Raw genomic sequence first — 16,291 nt, forward strand, 5'->3', positions numbered from 1 at the left:
CAGGCATGAAGACATATGATCTCGGACCGGCTGTCACGCCACAGCAGGTCCCCCTCGAGGACATGAAGGAGTTCGCGACTATGGCTGCCGTCTGCGACGTCTGCGCCAAGGGCCCCGGCTTCGGGAAGTCGGTCTCGCACTCGCACCGACGCACCAACCGTCGTTGGAACCCGAACATCCAGACCGTGCGCGCGCAGGTCTCCCCGGGCAACACCCGCCGGATGAATGTGTGCACCTCCTGCCTGAAGGCGGGCAAGGTCGTTCGCGGCTGAATCGGCCGATACGCCGGTTCCCCAACGTCGCCCCGGCACCCGTATGGGTGATCCGGGGCTTCGTCGTTCCCGCGCTCACCCCGAGTGGACGCCGATTGCGAAGGGCCGCCGATGAGTCTTTCGTCCGGGTCCGACGCCCCATGGCGTATCTCCCCCCTCGCCCTCGAACACATCCGTTCGCTGTCCGAATGCCATATCGCCTGTTGGGATGAGGCATACCGCGATCTGGTTCCCGATCATGTGCTGGACGCGTTCGACGAGGATCGGAACACCGAACAGTGGGAGCGCAGATATCGCGGCGGTCCCGGGCGGACCTGGGTCGCGTTACTTGGCGACGTGGTGATCGGATTCGCCGGCACCGGACCGCCCCGCGACGAACCGCCGGTGGCGGAGATCGAACTCGGGGCCATGTACATCCGCGCATCCTGGTACGGCACCGGGCTCGCCCATGACCTCATGGGCGTCGCGCTGGACCCGCGTCGGTCGTGTTCGCTGTGGGTCTTCGAACACAATCCTCGGGCCAGGGCGTTCTACGCCAAATATGGATTCGTACCGGATGGCACCGCCCGAACCGAACATTTCGCGGGTATCACCGAGATCAGGTTGGTGCGCCCCGGAATCGAGGCCCCTCGTCCCTCGGGGTGACCGCAGGTCATTCCCGAATCGGCCCCGCCCCGCCCGCTCGGAGTACGAACTCGGTGACCGCGTCGGTGAACGCGTCGTTGTCGTCACCGGCCGCGGTATGCGCCGCATCACCGATCTCCACCAGTTCGGCATGCGGTACCAACTTCTGGAACTCCGCGGCCGCCTCGGCGCTCACCACATCCGACCGCAGACCGCGGACCAGCAGGACCGGGATGCTCAGTGCCCGGGCGGCACGCTCCAGCGTGCGGGTCATCTCCTCGGAGTCCACCAATCGGGTCGCATCCACCGTGCGATCGCCGAGCATGTCCGGGTCCCAGTGCCAGTACCACCGGCCGTCGCGGTGCCGCAGATTACGTAGCAGCCCGTCGGTGCTCTTCGGACGCGGCCGGTGCGGAAGGTACGCGGCCACCGCGTCGGCGGCCTCCTCGACGGTGTCGAAACCGTTGCGATACCTGCCGAGGAAATCGAGCACCCGGGTAACTCCCTCGGGTTCGGGCCGGGCCACGATATCGACCAGGACCAGCGCGGATATCGCTTCCCCACCCGGGGCGGCAGTGGCCAACAGCCCGGTGATACCTCCCATGCTGGCCCCCACCACGACGGCGGGACCACCGCCCAGCTGGTCCAGCACCTCGATCAGGTCGGCGACCATGGTCTCGCGGCTGTAATCGCGGTCCGGCGCCCACTGGCTGTCACCGTGTCCGCGGGCATCGACGGCGACGGCTCGCAACCCGGCCGCCCCCAGCATCGCACCACTGCGCTTCCACGAGTACCGGGTCTGCCCACCGCCGTGCAGGAAGACGACGAGCGGGCCGTCGGGAGGACCGTAACGGTCCGCAACGAGCTCGATCCCGCCCAAACCGCGCAGCCGCAGTCGGACGGGATCGAGCAGATTGTTCGCATTACTCACGATCCGAGGATCGCACAATGCCGGCGTTACGCCGTAAAAACGACGGAATCAGCAGTCCAGCTTCATCCCGCTGAAGGTCCGCTGGAACAGGCAGGCGAACGTACCGGTGACCGACGAAGAAATCGTCGACGAACCGGTGGAGGTGAACTCCTCGCCGACCGGATTCGCCTCGGGCTCGGTGATCGGGGTCTGCTCCCGCTCCAGGGCGAGCGGCGCCGCGCTCGCGCTCGCCGCACCGGCGGCCAGGGCGGCGCAGACCGCGAACGTGGCGGTGGTACCGCGCAGTGCACCGCGAACGGTGGTGGTGTGCATGTAGGTGCTCCTCACTTCTTTCCTCTCGACGCCTGTCAGGGCAGGCGCCAGTCCACCGGTTCCGCGCCGAGTTCGTCGAGCAGTTCGTTGACTCGGGAGAACGGGCGAGAACCGAAGAATCCCCGGGACGCCGACAACGGCGAGGGGTGCGGTGACTCTATACAAGGAACCTCGGCACGGGCCAGTGTCGGTTTCAACGAGGCGGCGTCACGGCCCCACAAAATCGCGACCAGCGGAGCATCTCGGGCCACCAAGGCGTGGATCGCCCGCTCGGTGACCTCTTCCCAACCCTTACCGCGATGCGAGGCCGGTTTCCCCGGCATAACCGTCAACACTCGGTTCAGCAGCAGCACACCTTGATCCGACCACGGGCTCAAATCGCCACACGACGGTGTCGGGTACCCGAGATCCTTGCTGTATTCGGCGAAGATATTGGCCAGACTCCGCGGAACAGGCGAAACATCCGGCGCCACCGAGAAGCTCAACCCCATCGGATGCCCCGGGGTGGGATACGGATCCTGACCCACGATCAATACCCGAACCTCGTCGAACGGACGCTGAAAAGCGCGTAACACGTCCTTCCCGGCCGGTAGATAGCCGCGACCCGCGGCGTTCTCGGCGCGGAGGAAATCACCCATCTGCGCAATTCGATCGGCCACGGGTTCCAGTGCCCGCGCCCAGCCCGGATCCACGATTTCCGACAGTGGTTTCGTGCCCATGACCGCACAACCTATCGCGATTCACCGACATCCGCCGAGTCCGCCCCGGAGAACGATTCCCACCCACCACAGCCCGACCACCGACCGCCGTCGACGGTAACCCCGTGACCGGCCGAGACGCCGCCGATGGGGGTCCATCCCGCCGGTATCGGCGCCCCCGGCGGCCATACCCCGACGAAGGCATGATCCTCACCGCCGGTCAGAATCCATTGCAGCGCATCGACTTCCAATGCCGCCGCCCAGTCGTCGAGTTCCGTGTCGCGCAGCGCGGCGGAATCGATATCGATGGCCACCCCCGATGCCGCGGCGATATGGCCGAGATCGGCGAGCAGACCGTCGGAGACATCGGTGAGCGCATCCGGTGCGGCACCCGCGGCCAGGGCCGCATGCACCGCCGCGTAGGGCGGCCGAGGAACCCGATGGACGGCAACGGCACCGGCCCACTCCGGTTCGTCCGCCCGACCCGCGGTCAGTACCGCGAGTCCGGCCGCCGACCGACCGAGGCGCCCGGCAACCGCGACGGTACCGCCCGCCCGGGCCCCCGACCGGGTGACAGGTTCGACGCCGATCGGATCGCCGAAGGCGGTCACCGAGATCACCACCTGCGGGCTGCGCACCAGATCACCACCGGCGATCGATCCGCCGGCCCGACCGGCCTCGTCCCAGAGCCCGTCGGCCAACTCTTCCGCGAACGCGACGGGCGTCTCGGCCGGACAACCCAATGCCACCACATAACCGGTCGGCACCGCGCCCATGGCGTAGACATCGGCCGCGTTCTGGGCAATGGCCTTGCGGCCGATATCGCGCGGACTCGACCAGTCCAACCGGAAATGCCGGTCCTGCACCAGCATGTCCGTGGTCACCACATACCGTCCCCGACCGGCCAGCACGGCCGCGTCGTCACCCGGACCCAGCACCACGCCCGGCCCCTGCACCCGGCCCCCGGTGATGCGCTCGATCAACGCGAACTCACCGAGTTCACGCACCGTCGTCGGTTGTGTCCCGATACCGATTTCCAGCCCTTTCCGACCCGATCCGCTCCATGTCCGCCCGGTGAGGTGTCCGCTCGACCGGAACCGTCCCGACGGTACCCTGTGCCCGAGTGACCAGGCATTTGCGCCCACGAGAACCAACCACGCAGGAAGGATCGTCGACGATGGCGGCGAAAACGCCGGACGAGCCGCGAACACCGGAGCCCACCGACAACGAGGAGACCGGGGACACCGCCGAAACCGAGCGCAATCCTTACCCGCCCGCCCTCATCGCGACCGCGGTGGCGCTGCCCATCGCCCTGGTGGTCGGTGTGGTGGTCGCCGCGGTGATCGTCCTGCGCACCCCCGTGGAACGGGAACCGCTGGCATTGGGTCCGGTCCCGGCCCCGGCCGCCACGAGTCCGGCCTGCGCGACCCTCGTTCCCGCGTTTCCGGCAGAACTGGGTGATTTCACCGAATCGACGCTGGTGCAGCCTGTCCCCCCGGCGACCCGCGCCTGGCAACGTCCCGACGGCGGCGCGCCGATCGTCGTGCGCTGCGGACTGGACCGCCCGATGGAATTCAACCGCGCGTCCCCCATCCAGATGGTCAACGACGTTCAGTGGTTCGAGGTCCGCGACCCGGCGGCCGTCGATACCGGACAGAGCACCTGGTACGCGGTGGACCGGGAAACCTATATCGCCCTGACCGTTCCCGACGGGTCGGGTCCCACCCCGCTACAGGTGGTGTCCGACACGATCACCGCGCACCTGCCGGCCCGACCGATCGATCCGGGCGAACTGCCCAACTGAATCCGTCCGCTACCGCAGCCCGGTGCCCCGTGCCAACGCGGTCTCGATGAGAGTGGAGACCAGGGTTCGGTAGTCGATCCCGGTCTGCTCCCACATTCGCGGGTACATCGAGATCGCGGTGAAACCGGGCATGGTGTTGATCTCGTTGATCACCGGTCCATCCGGGGTGACGAAGAAGTCCACCCGGGCCAACCCCTGGCAGTCCAGGGCGCGGAAAGCTCGTACCGACAGAGTGCGCACCTCCTCGGTGACGGCATCGTCCAATTTCGCCGGGACATCGAATTCGCAGACGTCATCGAGGTATTTGGTGTCGAAATCGTAGAAGTCCGGCCCGGCCGAGCCGGTATCCGCGGGGTCGGTTTCCGGCATCCGGATCTCGGCGAGCGCACTGGCCTGCACCCGACCGTCCGGGAATTCCAGCACACCGCACTCCACCTCGCGGCCCACGATGGCGGCCTCCACGATCACCTTCGGGTCGTGTGCCCGGGCCACCGCGATGGCGGCATCCAGATCCGCCCAGTCGGTGACCCTGGTGATACCGATCGAGGAACCGCCTCGCGCGGGTTTCACGAAAACCGGCAACCCGAGCCGCTCCCGGTCCACCGGCGCGACAGTGGCGTCACCGGGACGCAGCACCACCTGCAATCCCACCGGCAGCCCTTCGGCCGCCAGCAGCTTCTTGGTGAACTCCTTGTCCATCCCGGCCGCACTGGCCAGCACCCCGGGGCCCACGTACGGGATACCGGCCATTTCCAACAGTCCCTGAATGGTCCCGTCCTCACCGAAGGGGCCGTGCAGCACGGGGAACACCACATCCACGGCACCGAGTACCGTGCCCGGCTCGTCGAGGGCGACCAGCGCTCCGGAACGGCCGGGATCGGCGGCGAGCACCAGAGCGGTTCCGGTATCGGAGACCGATGGCAATTCCCGGTCTCGGGGAGCGAGCGCCGCGGCATCATCACCGGACAGGGTCCAGGCGCCGTCGGTGGTTATGCCGATCGGCACGGCCTCGTAGCGCTCCGGGTCCAGATGACGGAGCACCGCACCCGCCGATACACAGGACACGGCGTGCTCGTTGCTGCGTCCGCCGAACACCACGGCCACCCTGATCCGGTTCGTCATGCCCCGAACCGTACCTGCCCGGCGCCCTAAGCCTGGAGCGGACCACCGGGTCCGCATGGGCGTTTCTATTCCGGTTTGATCCGGCGGCCGAGCAGCCGGTCGACCGCCTGCCGCACCGCCAGCCCTTCGTGGCATACCTCGTGCACCGCCTCCGTGAGCGGCATCTCCACATCGTGCTTACGTGCCAGCGCCCGCACCGATGTGCACGATTTCACACCTTCGGCGACCTGACCGTGGGTGGCCTCCTGTGCGGCCTGCATGGATCCGCCCTCGCCGAGAACATGACCGAAGGAGCGGTTGCGCGACAGCGGCGAGGTGCAGGTGGCCACCAGATCACCCACACCGGCCAGGCCGGCCAGGGTGACCGGTTCGGCGCCGAGCGCGGTGCCCAGTCGAATGATCTCGGCCAGACCACGGGTGATGAGCCCCGCGATGGAGTTGTCCCCCAGCCCCATACCGGAGGCGATACCGCATGCCAAGGCGATGACGTTCTTGCAGGCACCACCGATTTCACAACCGATCACATCGGTATTGGTATAGGGCCGGAAATACCCGGTGGCGCACGCTTGTTGCACGACAACGGCCCGATCCGCGTCGGTACAGCCGATCACCGTCGCGGCGGGCTGCCCGGCCGCGATCTCCTTGGCGAGATTCGGGCCGGACAACACCGCGATCCGCTCCGGCTCAGCGCCGGTGACCGCGGCGATGACCTCGCTCATCCGAAGGAGGGTACCGGTTTCGATTCCCTTGGCCAGGCTCAGCAAAGTGGCGTCCGCACCGATTGCCGGCGCCCAGACCTGCAGATTCGTACGCAATGCCTGCGATGGCACGGCCAATACGACGATATCGGCGCCGTCGAGGGCGCGGATGTGGTCGTCGGTCGCGGCGACCGGCGGCAGCTGCACCCCCGGAAGGTAGAACGGATTGCGATGGTCGGTCGCCAAGGCCTCGGCCACCTCCGGTCGCCGCGCCCAGATGGTGACCTCGGTTCCCGCGTCCGCCAAGACCTTCGCGAATGCCGTTCCCCATGATCCCGCACCCAGTACCGCCGCCCTCGTCATCAGCCCAATATGCCATGGAAGGATGGCCCCATGCGTCAGCACACCGTGCACACCGTGTACGCCGTGATCGCGGTGAAAAGCCTCGACCGGGCCAAGAGCCGCCTGGCCGGTGCACTGCCGCCGCCGGATCGGGCGCGGCTGGTACTGGCCATGTTCTCCGATACGTTGCGCGCCGCCTGCGCCGTATCGGCCATCGGGTCGGTCACCGTGGTCACCCCGGATCCCGCCGTCGCGGAACTGGCGCGCGCACGCGGTGCCGAGGTGCATCCCGAACCCACCGATCGGTCACCGGTATCCGGTGAATCCGACCGCCTCAACACCGCCTTGGCCGCTGCCGCCGACACACTACGTCGGTGGCACGGCCCCATCGACCTATTGGCCCTGCAGGCCGATCTGCCGGCACTGCGCGCGGACGAACTGGCCGATATGCTCGCCACCGCGCCCGCCGCCCGTTCGCTGGTCGTCGACCATACGGGCACCGGCACGGCCGCGCTGCTGGCGCGCGCGGGAACACCACTGAATCCGCGCTTCGGCCCCGAGTCGGCCGCCCGACACAGCGCCGACGGTGCGATCGAACTGGACGGGGACTGGCCGGGACTGCGGTTGGACGTCGATACCGTCGCCGATCTGGACAAGGCAGTGGCCCTCGGCGCCGGCCCCGATACCAGGACGCTGTTGCGTACCCTCGGCCATCGGGTTCCCGCGCTCGGCGGTGGGTTCGCCTCGCCCGGCACCGGACCGGAGCCGGCCGAATCGATAACTACGGTGTGCTAGCGGATCGCCGCGACCGGAACACCTGGAGACGATCCCACCTCCCGGCTGCACACCGTACGGTTCGTAAGGAATGATCGTAGACGTGAGCGATACGGAAACCGTCAAGCAGCAGCGGGTACTTCCCGCTCCACCACCGGCCGCCGGCCCGGTATCCGACGGATCCGCCGCGCCACAGTTGCCCGCCGATCGCTATCTCAACCGCGAGTTGAGTTGGCTGGACTTCAATGCCCGGGTACTGGCGCTGGCGGAGGACGATTCGCTGCCGTTGCTGGAACGCGCCAAATTCCTCGCCATCTTCGCCTCGAACCTGGACGAGTTCTACATGGTGCGTGTTGCCGGTCTCAAACGCCGCGCCGAGACCGGGCTTACGGTGCGCTCCGCCGACGGACGTTCACCCAACGAGCAGTTGGCGCTCATCGCCGCCCGCACCCAGGAGATCGCGGTCCGGCACGCTCGGGTGTTCCTCGACGATGTACTGCCCGCGCTCATCGACGAAGGCATCGAGATCATCGACTGGACCGACCTCGACGACGAGGAACGGCACCGACTGTCGGCCTATTTCCAGGACCAGGTGTTCCCGGTGCTCACCCCCCTCGCGGTGGACCCGGCCCACCCCTTCCCTTATATCAGCGGCCTGAGCCTGAATCTCGCGGTGACGGTGCGGGACGAGACCGGCGGTGAGCATTTCGCCCGCGTGAAGGTTCCCGACAATGTCGACCGATTCGTGCGGGTGCGACGCACCGGTTCCACCTCCTCCATTGCGGCGTTCCTGCCGATGGAGTCGCTCATCGCGGCGCATCTGGATCAGTTGTTCCCCGGGATGACCGTGGTCGAACAACATTCGTTCCGGATCACCCGCAATGCCGATTTCGAGGTCGACGAGGACCGCGACGAAGACCTGCTGCAGGCGCTGGAACGTGAACTCGCGCGCCGCCGCTTCGGTTCCCCGGTCCGGCTCGAGGTCTCCGACGATATGACCGAGCACATGCTGGAACTGTTGTTGCGCGAACTCGAGGTCGATCCGGGTGATGTCATCCAGGTCCCCGGCCTGTTGGATCTGTCCTCCCTGTGGCAGGTCTACGGGGTGGACCGGCCCGCGCTCAAGGATCCGCCATACGTTCCCGCGACCCCACCGGCCTTCGGGGAACGGGAGACCCCGCGCAATGTGTTCGCCGCGTTGCGCGAGGGCGATGTGCTGGTACATCATCCCTACGATTCGTTCTCCACCAGCGTGCAGCGGTTCATCGAACAGGCCGCCGCCGATCCCCAGGTGCTGGCGATCAAGCAGACGTTGTATCGCACCTCCGGGGATTCGCCGATCGTGAATGCGCTCATCGATGCCGCCGAGGCCGGTAAGCAGGTGGTGGCGCTGGTCGAGATCAAGGCACGATTCGACGAACAGGCCAACATCAAATGGGCCCGGGCGCTGGAACAGGCGGGCGTCCACGTGGTCTACGGTCTGGTCGGGTTGAAAACCCACTGCAAGACCTGTCTGGTGGTGCGCCGGGAAGGCGCGACCATTCGTCGCTACTGCCATATCGGCACCGGCAATTACAACCCCAAAACCGCGCGCCTCTACGAGGACGTCGGATTGCTCACCGCGGCACCCGAAATCGGGGCCGATCTGACCGACCTGTTCAATTCGCTGACCGGGTATTCCCGCAAGGCCGAGTATCGCAATCTCCTGGTTGCCCCGTACGGGGTGCGGTCCGGGATCATCACCCGTATCGAGCGGGAGATCGAGGCGGCGCGGAACGGGGAAGCCGCCCGGATCCGGATGAAGGCCAATGCCATCGTCGACGAACAGATCATCGACGCCCTCTACCGTGCCTCCCAGGCCGGTGTGCCGGTGCAGATCGTGGTGCGCAGTATCTGCGGGCTGCGACCGGGAGTTCCGGGGTTCAGCGACAATATCGAGGTCCGCTCGATCCTCGGCCGAGTGCTCGAGCATTCCCGGATCATGCATTTCCAGGCGCAGGACGAATACTGGATCGGCAGCGCCGATATGATGCACCGCAATCTGGACCGGCGCGTGGAGGTCATGGCGCAGGTCCGGGATCGCCGTCTGTGCGCCCAGTTGGACGAGGTGTTCGAGTCGGCGCTGCATCCGATGACCCGCTGCTGGGTACTGCAATCCGACGGTTCCTGGACGGCCTGGCCCGAGCGCCGCGATACCGGCGACGGTGTTCGTGACCATCAGGTGTACCTCATGCACCTCCACCGCCCCGCACAACAGTGAAGGACTCGACCGACCACACGATGTCTCGTTCACCTCGGGCCAAGGCCAATATCCATGCCGCGGGAACGGTGTTGTGGCGTCGGGCGCCGGACGGTTCCGGCGCCGTCGAGATCGCCGTGATCCACCGGCCCAAGTACCAGGACTGGTCGCTGCCGAAGGGCAAACTCGACCCCGGGGAGACGCCGGTGCTCGCGGCCGTGCGGGAAACCGAGGAGGAGACCGGGCTACGCCCCCGACTGGGCCGCTATCTCGGCAAGGTCACCTACCCGATTCCCGGTCACCGCAAGCTGAAGCGGGTCGACTATTGGGCGGCCGAGGTCGCCGAGGGAGAATTCGCCGCCAATACCGAGGTGGACGAGCTGCGCTGGATTCGACTCGATCGGGTATTGGACGAATTGTCGTATCCGATGGACCGACAGGTGGTGCGCACTTTCGCCCGGTTACCGGTCGAAACCTCCACACTGTTGGTGGTGCGACACGCGAAAGCCGGCCGCCGCGACCGGTTCGACGGGCCGGACGATGCGCGGCCGCTGGAACCGGCCGGGCGGCGGCGGGCGCTGGCCCTGGTACCGAATCTGTTGGCGTTCGGCGCCCGGGAGATCTTCTCCGCACCCCCGTTGCGCTGTGTGCAGACGGTCCAACCGCTGGCCGAGGAGCTGGGGGTGGATATCGGCCTGGAACCGCTGCTGTCGGAAACGGGTTATGCGGCGGATCCGGACGCGGGACGGAAACGGGCCCTCGAACTGGTCTCCGATCGCACCGTGCGCGTGCTGTGCAGCCAGGGGAAGGTGATCCCCGATCTCTTGCAATGGTGGACCGAACGCGACGGAATAGCGTTACCGCCCGCGCGTAATCGCAAGGGCAGCGTGTGGGTGCTGTCGTTCGTCGACGGTCGAATGGTGGCCGCCGACCATCTGGAGCGGTCGCTGTCGATGGCCGTGGTACCTCCCACGGATACCGCCACCTGAAACCGCACCGAATACGGAATATCGACTCCGCCCGGTCCGCACGCGGTTCGCCGGGACCGTATCGGCGCCCGAAGCACAGGTGCCACGGGCACGAGCCTCGGGCGCCGATTCGGCGAGACCCGTGGGGGCCGCAACCCCCGCGCCGTCGAAGGTGGTTCGATCGACACGGCCCCGAAGACGGCGCGATGTAAACACAGAACGCCCCCAGGGATCTCCCGGGGGCAGTGGTCCGTCCGAAACACGGGTGATACGGGATCAACCCGATGGGTTGTCGGTGTGACGACGAGGGGCGGGGTGGGTTGGCGCCGACGCCGAACGTGAAATCAGCGGGTGCGACGCGCTGTGGTCTTCTTGGCCGTTGTCTTCTTGGCCGCGGCCTTCTTGGCCGTTGTCTTCTTCGCGGTGGCGCTCTTGGCGGCCGTGGCCCGCTTGGTGGTGCTCTTCTTCGCGGCGGTTGCCTTGCTCGTAGCGGTTTTCTTGGCCGTGGTCTTGGTTGCCGCCTTTTTCGCGGGCGCCTTGGTCGCCGCCTTCTTGGCGGGCGCCTTGGTCGCCGCCTTCTTCGCGGTGGTGCGTTTGGTGGCGGTCGCCGCCTTCTTGGTGGTCGACTTCTTGGCCGCAACCGGCGCATTGACACCGCGTTTCACCGCGGGACCGGTTGCCGCGAGCTTCTGTTTGCCCGCAATGACGGCCTTGAACTGAGCGCCGGGCCGGAATGCCGGCACCGAAGTGGGCTTCACCCTGACCGTTTCTCCGGTGCGTGGGTTCCGGGCCACCCGGGCCGCCCGTTTGCGTTGTTCGAATACACCGAATCCGGTGATGGTGACGCTCTGCCCTTTGTGTACTGCACGGACGATGGTGTCGACCACATGCTCGACTGCCGCGGTGGCCGTGCGCCTGTCAGTACCCAACTTTTCGGTCAGAACGTCGATCAGTTCCGCCTTGTTCATTGAATCCTCCGCAGACTAATGGCCCGTCGTCGGACCGACTAGCTACCACGGTAAACCCACAAAGGGCAAGAGTCTATGTGCCACGCCAAAATTCATGAGGTTTAGCACACATCCAGTTACCGGATGACCCGGAACCCAGCAAACGACACCGAGTGATTACGCCCGCAAAATACGTTCCGGAAGGGTGGTGGGTTTCCATGATGGCCTTGTCTTTTCGAACTCGGCGATCTCACCCTCCTTCCGCAGCGTCAGACCGATGTCATCCAAACCTTCCAACAGGCGCCACCTGGTGTAGTCGTCAATATCGAACGGCAACACGACGGTTCCCGCCGTCACGGTCCGCGCTTCGAGATCCACCACCAATTCGAGCCCGGGCTGTTCCTCGAGCATCTTCCAGAGCATTTCGACATCATTTTGTGACATTTGCGCGGCCAACACTCCGCCCTTACCCGCATTCCCGCGGAAGATGTCTGCGAAGCGGGAAGAGATAACCACCCGAAAGCCATAGTCCGACAGCGCCCACACCGCATGCTCCCGCGACGATCCGGTTCCGAAATCCGGACCGGCCACGAGCACACTGCCGCGCTTGTACGGTTCGATGTTCAGAATGAAGTCCGGGTCCGTTCGCCAGGCCGCGAAGAGTCCGTCTTCGAATCCCGTTCGAGTCACTCGCTTCAGATAGACGGCGGGGATGATCTGATCGGTGTCGACATTCGATCGGCGCAGCGGTACTCCGATCCCCTTGTGCACAGTAAAGGGTTGCATCCTGTTTCTCCTGTTCGAGCTGCGGCGGCGGGGGCCGCGGTTGGGCGGTGGTCGTTATGCGAAATAGCGATCCGAACCGCGGGGTGTTCGGATTTCACCCCGCGACGCGATCAGTTCAGGTCCGCGGGCGAGGCCAGGGCGCCACGGACCGCCGTAGCGGCCGCTACCGGGGGAGATACCAGGTGAGTACGGCCTCCCTTGCCCTGTCGGCCCTCGAAGTTGCGGTTCGAGGTGGACGCGCAGCGCTGGCCGGGAGCGAGCTGGTCCGGGTTCATTCCCAGACACATCGAGCAACCGGCCTGGCGCCATTCGGCGCCGGCAGCGGTGAAAATTTCCCCGAGCCCTTCTTTTTCCGCCTGCTTCCGCACCCGCATCGAACCCGGCACCACCAGCATTCGCACCCCCTCGGCGACCTTACGACCCCGCAAAACCTCCGCCACCGCACGCAAATCCTCGATACGGCCGTTGGTGCACGATCCCACAAAAACCGTATCGACCGTTACATCGCGCAATGGAGTACCCGGCTGCAAATCCATATACCGCAGCGCTTTCTCCGCGGCCTCGCGTTCGGTGGGATCGGCGATCTGCGCCGGGTCGGGCACCCGCCCGCCCAGCGGGGCGCCCTGCCCCGGGTTGGTGCCCCAGGTGACGAACGGGGTCAGTGCGCTCGCATCGATGTGCACCTCGCGGTCGAAAACGGCATCCTCGTCGGTCTTCAACGCCTCCCAGGCGGCCACGGCGGCGTCCCAGTCCGCGCCCTGCGGGGCGTGTGGACGTCCCTTCAGGAATTCGTAGGTGGTTTCGTCCGGAGCGATCATGCCCGCGCGAGCCCCGGCCTCGATGGACATATTGCAGATCGTCATCCGCGCTTCCATCGACATGGCGCGGATCGCCTCTCCGCGGTATTCCAACACATACCCCTGGCCACCGCCGGTACCGATCTCGGCGATCACCGCCAGAATCAGGTCCTTGCTGGTGACTCCGGGCGGCAGCGTTCCGTCGACGGTGATCGCCATGGTTTTGAACGGCCGCAGCGACAGGGTCTGAGTGGCCAGTACGTGTTCGACCTCGCTGGTGCCGATCCCCATGGCCAAGGCGCCGAACGCCCCGTGCGTCGAGGTATGGCTGTCCCCGCACACGATCGTCATTCCCGGCTGGGTCAGCCCCAATTGCGGTCCCACCACATGCACGATGCCCTGGTCGAGGTCCCCCATCGGGTGCAGCCGGATCCCGAATTCGGCGCAGTTACGGCGCAGGGTTTCGACCTGGGTGCGCGAAATAGGATCGGCAATCGGTTTATCGATATCGATGGTGGGAACATTGTGGTCCTCGGTGGCAATGGTCAGATCGGGGCGGCGCACCGGGCGCCCCGCCGCACGCAGACCGTCGAACGCCTGAGGACTGGTCACCTCGTGGACCAGGTGCAGGTCGATGTAGATGAGGTCGGGTTCGCGCGTGTCACCCGCACCCGACCCGCGAGCGACGACATGCTGTTCCCATACCTTCTCGGCCAACGTGCGTGGCATTGTTCTCGATCACCTTTCGGACCGGCACCCGGCTCGACCCGCGATGCGGCGGTGCCCGGATGCGCTGTTGATGAAAGCCGCGTCCTGCGATTTCGACCTCCGATCCGGTCCGTTACGCGGAACAACGGCGGAGTGGTTTCTCAAAATGCGAGACGCTAATATCGTTCTATGAGACAGCATAGCGGTATCGGCGTTCTGGACAAAGCGATGACGGTGTTGTACGCGGTCGCCGAGCAGCCGTGTGGTCTCACCGAGTTGTGCGAGCGCACCGGACTGCCCCGCGCCACCGCGCACCGGTTGGCCGTGGGCCTGGAAACACACCGGTTGTTGGTCCGCAACGGCGACGGCGCGTGGGGCCCGGGGCCCGCACTGGCCGAACTGGCCGCCGGCGCCGCCGATCCGATGCGGGAGGCCGCCATGGTGGTGCTGCCGCGATTGCGGGAGATCACCGGCGAAAGTGTGCAGTTGTACTGCCGAGACGGCCACTGGCGGGTATGCGTGGCGGCACTGGAACCACCCGCAGGCCTCCGCGATACCGTACCCGTCGGTTCCCGACTCCCCCTTACCGCCGGTTCCGCCGCGAAAGTACTGCTGGCCTGGGCCGATCCGGAACTGCAACGAAGCATTCTCGCGGAGGCCGTGTTCGGCGAACGCGCCCTGGCGGAGGTCCGCAGACGCGGCTGGGCGCAGAGCGCCGCCGAACGCGCCACCGGTGTGGCCAGCGTGTCCGCCCCCGTACGGGACCGCAATGGGAACGTGGTGGCGGCGGTATCGGTTTCCGGACCGATCGACCGAATGGGCCGCCGCCCCGGGGCCCGCTGGGCCGCCGATCTGGTTGCCGCCGCCGATGCTCTGCACCGGCGGTTGTAGCCGGCGCGACCACTCCGAAGAGCGAACCCCGATACGCCCGGGGTGGTGCCGGATGAGACGCCGCTCACTAGAGTTTCTCCAATGGGAGTTAACCAGCGATCACAGATCGTCATGACCGAGGCGGAGATCACCGATTTCCTGACCCGCAGCCGGGTCGCCACCCTGGCGACCCTCGGCCCGAATGGCACACCGCATCTGACCGCTATGTGGTACGCATTGCTCGAGTCGCCCGCGGATCCGTCCGGGGTTCCCGAACTGTGGTTCGAGACGAAGGCCAAATCACAGAAAGCGGTGAATCTGCGTCGGGATCCCCGGGTCACGTGCATGGTCGAGGCCGGCGAGACCTACGACACCCTGCGCGGTGTCTCCATCGAGGGCCATGCCGAGATCATCGATGACCCCGACATGTTGTTCGCGGTGGGTGTGAGCGTCTGGGAGCGCTATACCGGCCCGTACAGCGAGGAGATGCGCCCGATGGTGGAGGCCATGCTGAACAAGCGTGTGGCGGTCCGCGTGGTACCACAGCGGATTCGGAGCTGGGATCACCGCAAGCTGGGCCTGCCCCCGATGCCCCTGGGCGGCTCCACCGCCCATGCCCTGGACTGATCCCGTCCGTCGCGGGCTCCGCTCACGCACTCACCATCGCCCCCACGGCACGCTGCGGAAATACATCTGACACCGCCCCGCCTTCCGGACTAACGTCGAGTGCGTTCCACACAACCGGCTGCACAGGCCGCCGGCGCGCGCAGCCCGCGACGACAAGGAGCAACCATGGCGCAGAAAAGCCGTGCCCACGCCGATACGGACGAGCTCAAACGCAAGTTCCGTGAGGTCCTGGAGCGCAAGAATCAACAGCGGCCCTCCACCGCCGACCACCTGGACGGCCATTCGAAGGCGCCGGCCGCCCACGGCGCCGAAAGCCACCGACGCCAGTTCCGCCGGAAGAGCGGTTGATCCCCCTCGAACTTCATGATGAAAAACTTCATGATGAAACGGGAAAGGCCCATGCTCGCCATGAGCATGGGCCTCATACCTGAGTAGCCCCGACGGGATTCGAACCCGCGCTACCGCCTTGAGAGGGCGGCGTCCTAGGCCGCTAGACGACGGGGCCAGGACTTTTGCGCAACCCCTGGCTGGGGCTGAACTGAGAATCTCGCGATCCTCGAAGCTCGATCAGCGTAACCGACCGGCGCTCGGCGACCAAATCGCCAGGATATGCTCTGGCGATCTCGCTGGTGGTGAGTCCGTTCTCGTCAGATCCGGGTGGGATCGTGAGTCGATGCCGTGAGCTTCTCCGCTGGGGTACCAGGACTCGAACCTAGAATGGCTGAACCAGAATCAGCTGTGTTGCCAATTACACCATACCCCAATGACCTGG

General features: G+C 66.3%; 18 protein-coding genes and 2 tRNA genes. 9 read left to right on the plus strand and 11 right to left on the minus strand.

Annotated elements, in window-relative coordinates:
• Nucleotides 1-80 precede the first annotated feature (80 nt).
• Together rpmB and ON32_RS14525 are read left to right on the plus strand one after the other, a co-directional pair.
• Entirely contained in the window at nt 81-272 is a 192-nt protein-coding gene (gene rpmB, locus ON32_RS14520) for a 50S ribosomal protein L28 (protein ID WP_040791580.1), read from the plus strand.
• 111 nt (nt 273-383) lie between these two features.
• Complete coding sequence (locus ON32_RS14525) at nt 384-917, plus strand: GNAT family N-acetyltransferase (RefSeq protein WP_051133252.1); 534 nt, start codon at nt 384-386, stop codon at nt 915-917.
• A gap of 7 nt (nt 918-924) precedes the next feature.
• Here ON32_RS14525 and ON32_RS14530 read toward each other — a convergent pair whose 3' ends face one another.
• Genes ON32_RS14530 through ON32_RS14545 form a run of 4 tightly spaced genes read right to left on the minus strand, consistent with a single transcriptional unit; the run spans nt 925 to nt 3,844 of the window.
• Nucleotides 925-1,827: an alpha/beta fold hydrolase gene (locus ON32_RS14530; protein ID WP_040791582.1), complete on the minus strand. Its 903-nt coding sequence runs from the start codon at nt 1,825-1,827 to the stop codon at nt 925-927.
• 48 nt (nt 1,828-1,875) lie between these two features.
• Complete coding sequence (locus ON32_RS14535) at nt 1,876-2,139, minus strand: hypothetical protein (RefSeq protein ID WP_040791458.1); 264 nt, start codon at nt 2,137-2,139, stop codon at nt 1,876-1,878.
• 35 nt (nt 2,140-2,174) lie between these two features.
• A complete protein-coding gene (locus ON32_RS14540) occupies nt 2,175-2,858 on the minus strand; it encodes a uracil-DNA glycosylase (RefSeq protein WP_040791459.1) in 684 nt (227 codons plus the stop codon).
• Between the two features lie 11 nt (nt 2,859-2,869).
• Entirely contained in the window at nt 2,870-3,844 is a 975-nt protein-coding gene (locus tag ON32_RS14545) for a thiamine-phosphate kinase (RefSeq protein ID WP_083874523.1), read from the minus strand.
• 170 nt (nt 3,845-4,014) lie between these two features.
• Between ON32_RS14545 and ON32_RS14550 the strand changes: the two genes are divergently transcribed.
• Nucleotides 4,015-4,641: a DUF3515 domain-containing protein gene (locus tag ON32_RS14550; RefSeq protein WP_040791460.1), complete on the plus strand. Its 627-nt coding sequence runs from the start codon at nt 4,015-4,017 to the stop codon at nt 4,639-4,641.
• A gap of 9 nt (nt 4,642-4,650) precedes the next feature.
• Here the strand turns inward: ON32_RS14550 and ON32_RS14555 are convergent, their stop codons facing one another.
• Together ON32_RS14555 and ON32_RS14560 are read right to left on the minus strand one after the other, a co-directional pair.
• The gene (locus ON32_RS14555) at nt 4,651-5,763 is read right to left on the minus strand and encodes a D-alanine--D-alanine ligase family protein (RefSeq protein ID WP_040791461.1); all 1,113 of its coding nucleotides are present in this window, start codon (nt 5,761-5,763) and stop codon (nt 4,651-4,653) included.
• A gap of 65 nt (nt 5,764-5,828) precedes the next feature.
• On the minus strand, nt 5,829-6,824 hold the full coding sequence (locus ON32_RS14560; RefSeq protein ID WP_040791462.1) for an NAD(P)H-dependent glycerol-3-phosphate dehydrogenase: 996 nt from the start codon (nt 6,822-6,824) through the stop codon (nt 5,829-5,831).
• A gap of 30 nt (nt 6,825-6,854) precedes the next feature.
• Here ON32_RS14560 and cofC point away from each other — a divergent pair, with 30 nt between their 5' ends.
• The 3 genes from cofC to ON32_RS14575 all read left to right on the plus strand — a co-directional run bounded on the left by cofC (nt 6,855) and on the right by ON32_RS14575 (nt 10,805).
• Nucleotides 6,855-7,598: a 2-phospho-L-lactate guanylyltransferase gene (gene cofC, locus ON32_RS14565; protein ID WP_083874524.1), complete on the plus strand. Its 744-nt coding sequence runs from the start codon at nt 6,855-6,857 to the stop codon at nt 7,596-7,598.
• Between the two features lie 70 nt (nt 7,599-7,668).
• A complete protein-coding gene (locus tag ON32_RS14570; RefSeq protein ID WP_040791463.1) occupies nt 7,669-9,837 on the plus strand; it encodes an RNA degradosome polyphosphate kinase in 2,169 nt (722 codons plus the stop codon).
• Nucleotides 9,838-9,857: 20 nt separating this feature from the next.
• On the plus strand, nt 9,858-10,805 hold the full coding sequence (locus ON32_RS14575) for an NUDIX hydrolase (RefSeq protein WP_040791464.1): 948 nt from the start codon (nt 9,858-9,860) through the stop codon (nt 10,803-10,805).
• Nucleotides 10,806-11,128: 323 nt separating this feature from the next.
• Here the strand turns inward: ON32_RS14575 and ON32_RS14580 are convergent, their stop codons facing one another.
• The 3 genes from ON32_RS14580 to leuC form a co-directional block, all read right to left on the minus strand.
• Complete coding sequence (locus ON32_RS14580) at nt 11,129-11,752, minus strand: HU family DNA-binding protein (RefSeq protein ID WP_040791465.1); 624 nt, start codon at nt 11,750-11,752, stop codon at nt 11,129-11,131.
• A gap of 156 nt (nt 11,753-11,908) precedes the next feature.
• On the minus strand, nt 11,909-12,517 hold the full coding sequence (gene leuD, locus ON32_RS14585; RefSeq protein WP_040791466.1) for a 3-isopropylmalate dehydratase small subunit: 609 nt from the start codon (nt 12,515-12,517) through the stop codon (nt 11,909-11,911).
• Nucleotides 12,518-12,627: 110 nt separating this feature from the next.
• Nucleotides 12,628-14,043: a 3-isopropylmalate dehydratase large subunit gene (leuC, locus tag ON32_RS14590; RefSeq protein ID WP_040791467.1), complete on the minus strand. Its 1,416-nt coding sequence runs from the start codon at nt 14,041-14,043 to the stop codon at nt 12,628-12,630.
• Nucleotides 14,044-14,211: 168 nt separating this feature from the next.
• Here leuC and ON32_RS14595 point away from each other — a divergent pair, with 168 nt between their 5' ends.
• The 3 genes from ON32_RS14595 (at nt 14,212) to ON32_RS27775 (ending at nt 15,867) form a co-directional block, all read left to right on the plus strand.
• Complete coding sequence (locus tag ON32_RS14595) at nt 14,212-14,913, plus strand: IclR family transcriptional regulator (protein ID WP_040791468.1); 702 nt, start codon at nt 14,212-14,214, stop codon at nt 14,911-14,913.
• A gap of 81 nt (nt 14,914-14,994) precedes the next feature.
• Nucleotides 14,995-15,519, plus strand: a complete 525-nt coding sequence (locus tag ON32_RS14600) for a pyridoxamine 5'-phosphate oxidase family protein (protein WP_040791469.1) — start codon at nt 14,995-14,997, stop codon at nt 15,517-15,519.
• A 165-nt stretch (nt 15,520-15,684) separates the two neighbouring features.
• Nucleotides 15,685-15,867: a DUF5302 domain-containing protein gene (locus ON32_RS27775; RefSeq protein WP_083874525.1), complete on the plus strand. Its 183-nt coding sequence runs from the start codon at nt 15,685-15,687 to the stop codon at nt 15,865-15,867.
• 84 nt (nt 15,868-15,951) lie between these two features.
• On the opposite strand, the gene ON32_RS14610 is transcribed toward ON32_RS27775, so the two are convergent.
• Nucleotides 15,952-16,024: transfer RNA gene (locus ON32_RS14610), tRNA-Glu, on the minus strand.
• A gap of 186 nt (nt 16,025-16,210) precedes the next feature.
• Nucleotides 16,211-16,282, minus strand: a tRNA-Gln gene (locus tag ON32_RS14615).
• Nucleotides 16,283-16,291 lie beyond the last annotated feature (9 nt).

This window comes from Nocardia paucivorans NBRC 100373 (assembly GCF_000308675.1).
Taxonomy (GTDB): domain Bacteria; phylum Actinomycetota; class Actinomycetes; order Mycobacteriales; family Mycobacteriaceae; genus Nocardia; species Nocardia paucivorans.

Coding starts and splice junctions, on each gene's coding strand:
- ON32_RS14595 (WP_040791468.1), top strand. CDS start 14,212: ATGAGACAGCATAGCGGTATCGGCGTTCTGGACAAAGCGATGACGGTG.
- cofC (WP_083874524.1), top strand. CDS start 6,855: ATGCGTCAGCACACCGTGCACACCGTGTACGCCGTGATCGCGGTGAAA.
- ON32_RS14560 (WP_040791462.1), bottom strand. CDS start 6,824: ATGACGAGGGCGGCGGTACTGGGTGCGGGATCATGGGGAACGGCATTC.
- ON32_RS14570 (WP_040791463.1), top strand. CDS start 7,669: ATGATCGTAGACGTGAGCGATACGGAAACCGTCAAGCAGCAGCGGGTA.
- ON32_RS14535 (WP_040791458.1), bottom strand. CDS start 2,139: ATGCACACCACCACCGTTCGCGGTGCACTGCGCGGTACCACCGCCACG.
- leuC (WP_040791467.1), bottom strand. CDS start 14,043: ATGCCACGCACGTTGGCCGAGAAGGTATGGGAACAGCATGTCGTCGCT.
- rpmB (WP_040791580.1), top strand. CDS start 81: ATGGCTGCCGTCTGCGACGTCTGCGCCAAGGGCCCCGGCTTCGGGAAG.
- ON32_RS14525 (WP_051133252.1), top strand. CDS start 384: ATGAGTCTTTCGTCCGGGTCCGACGCCCCATGGCGTATCTCCCCCCTC.
- ON32_RS14550 (WP_040791460.1), top strand. CDS start 4,015: ATGGCGGCGAAAACGCCGGACGAGCCGCGAACACCGGAGCCCACCGAC.
- leuD (WP_040791466.1), bottom strand. CDS start 12,517: ATGCAACCCTTTACTGTGCACAAGGGGATCGGAGTACCGCTGCGCCGA.
- ON32_RS14575 (WP_040791464.1), top strand. CDS start 9,858: ATGTCTCGTTCACCTCGGGCCAAGGCCAATATCCATGCCGCGGGAACG.
- ON32_RS14600 (WP_040791469.1), top strand. CDS start 14,995: ATGGGAGTTAACCAGCGATCACAGATCGTCATGACCGAGGCGGAGATC.
- ON32_RS27775 (WP_083874525.1), top strand. CDS start 15,685: ATGGCGCAGAAAAGCCGTGCCCACGCCGATACGGACGAGCTCAAACGC.
- ON32_RS14540 (WP_040791459.1), bottom strand. CDS start 2,858: ATGGGCACGAAACCACTGTCGGAAATCGTGGATCCGGGCTGGGCGCGG.
- ON32_RS14580 (WP_040791465.1), bottom strand. CDS start 11,752: ATGAACAAGGCGGAACTGATCGACGTTCTGACCGAAAAGTTGGGTACT.
- ON32_RS14555 (WP_040791461.1), bottom strand. CDS start 5,763: ATGACGAACCGGATCAGGGTGGCCGTGGTGTTCGGCGGACGCAGCAAC.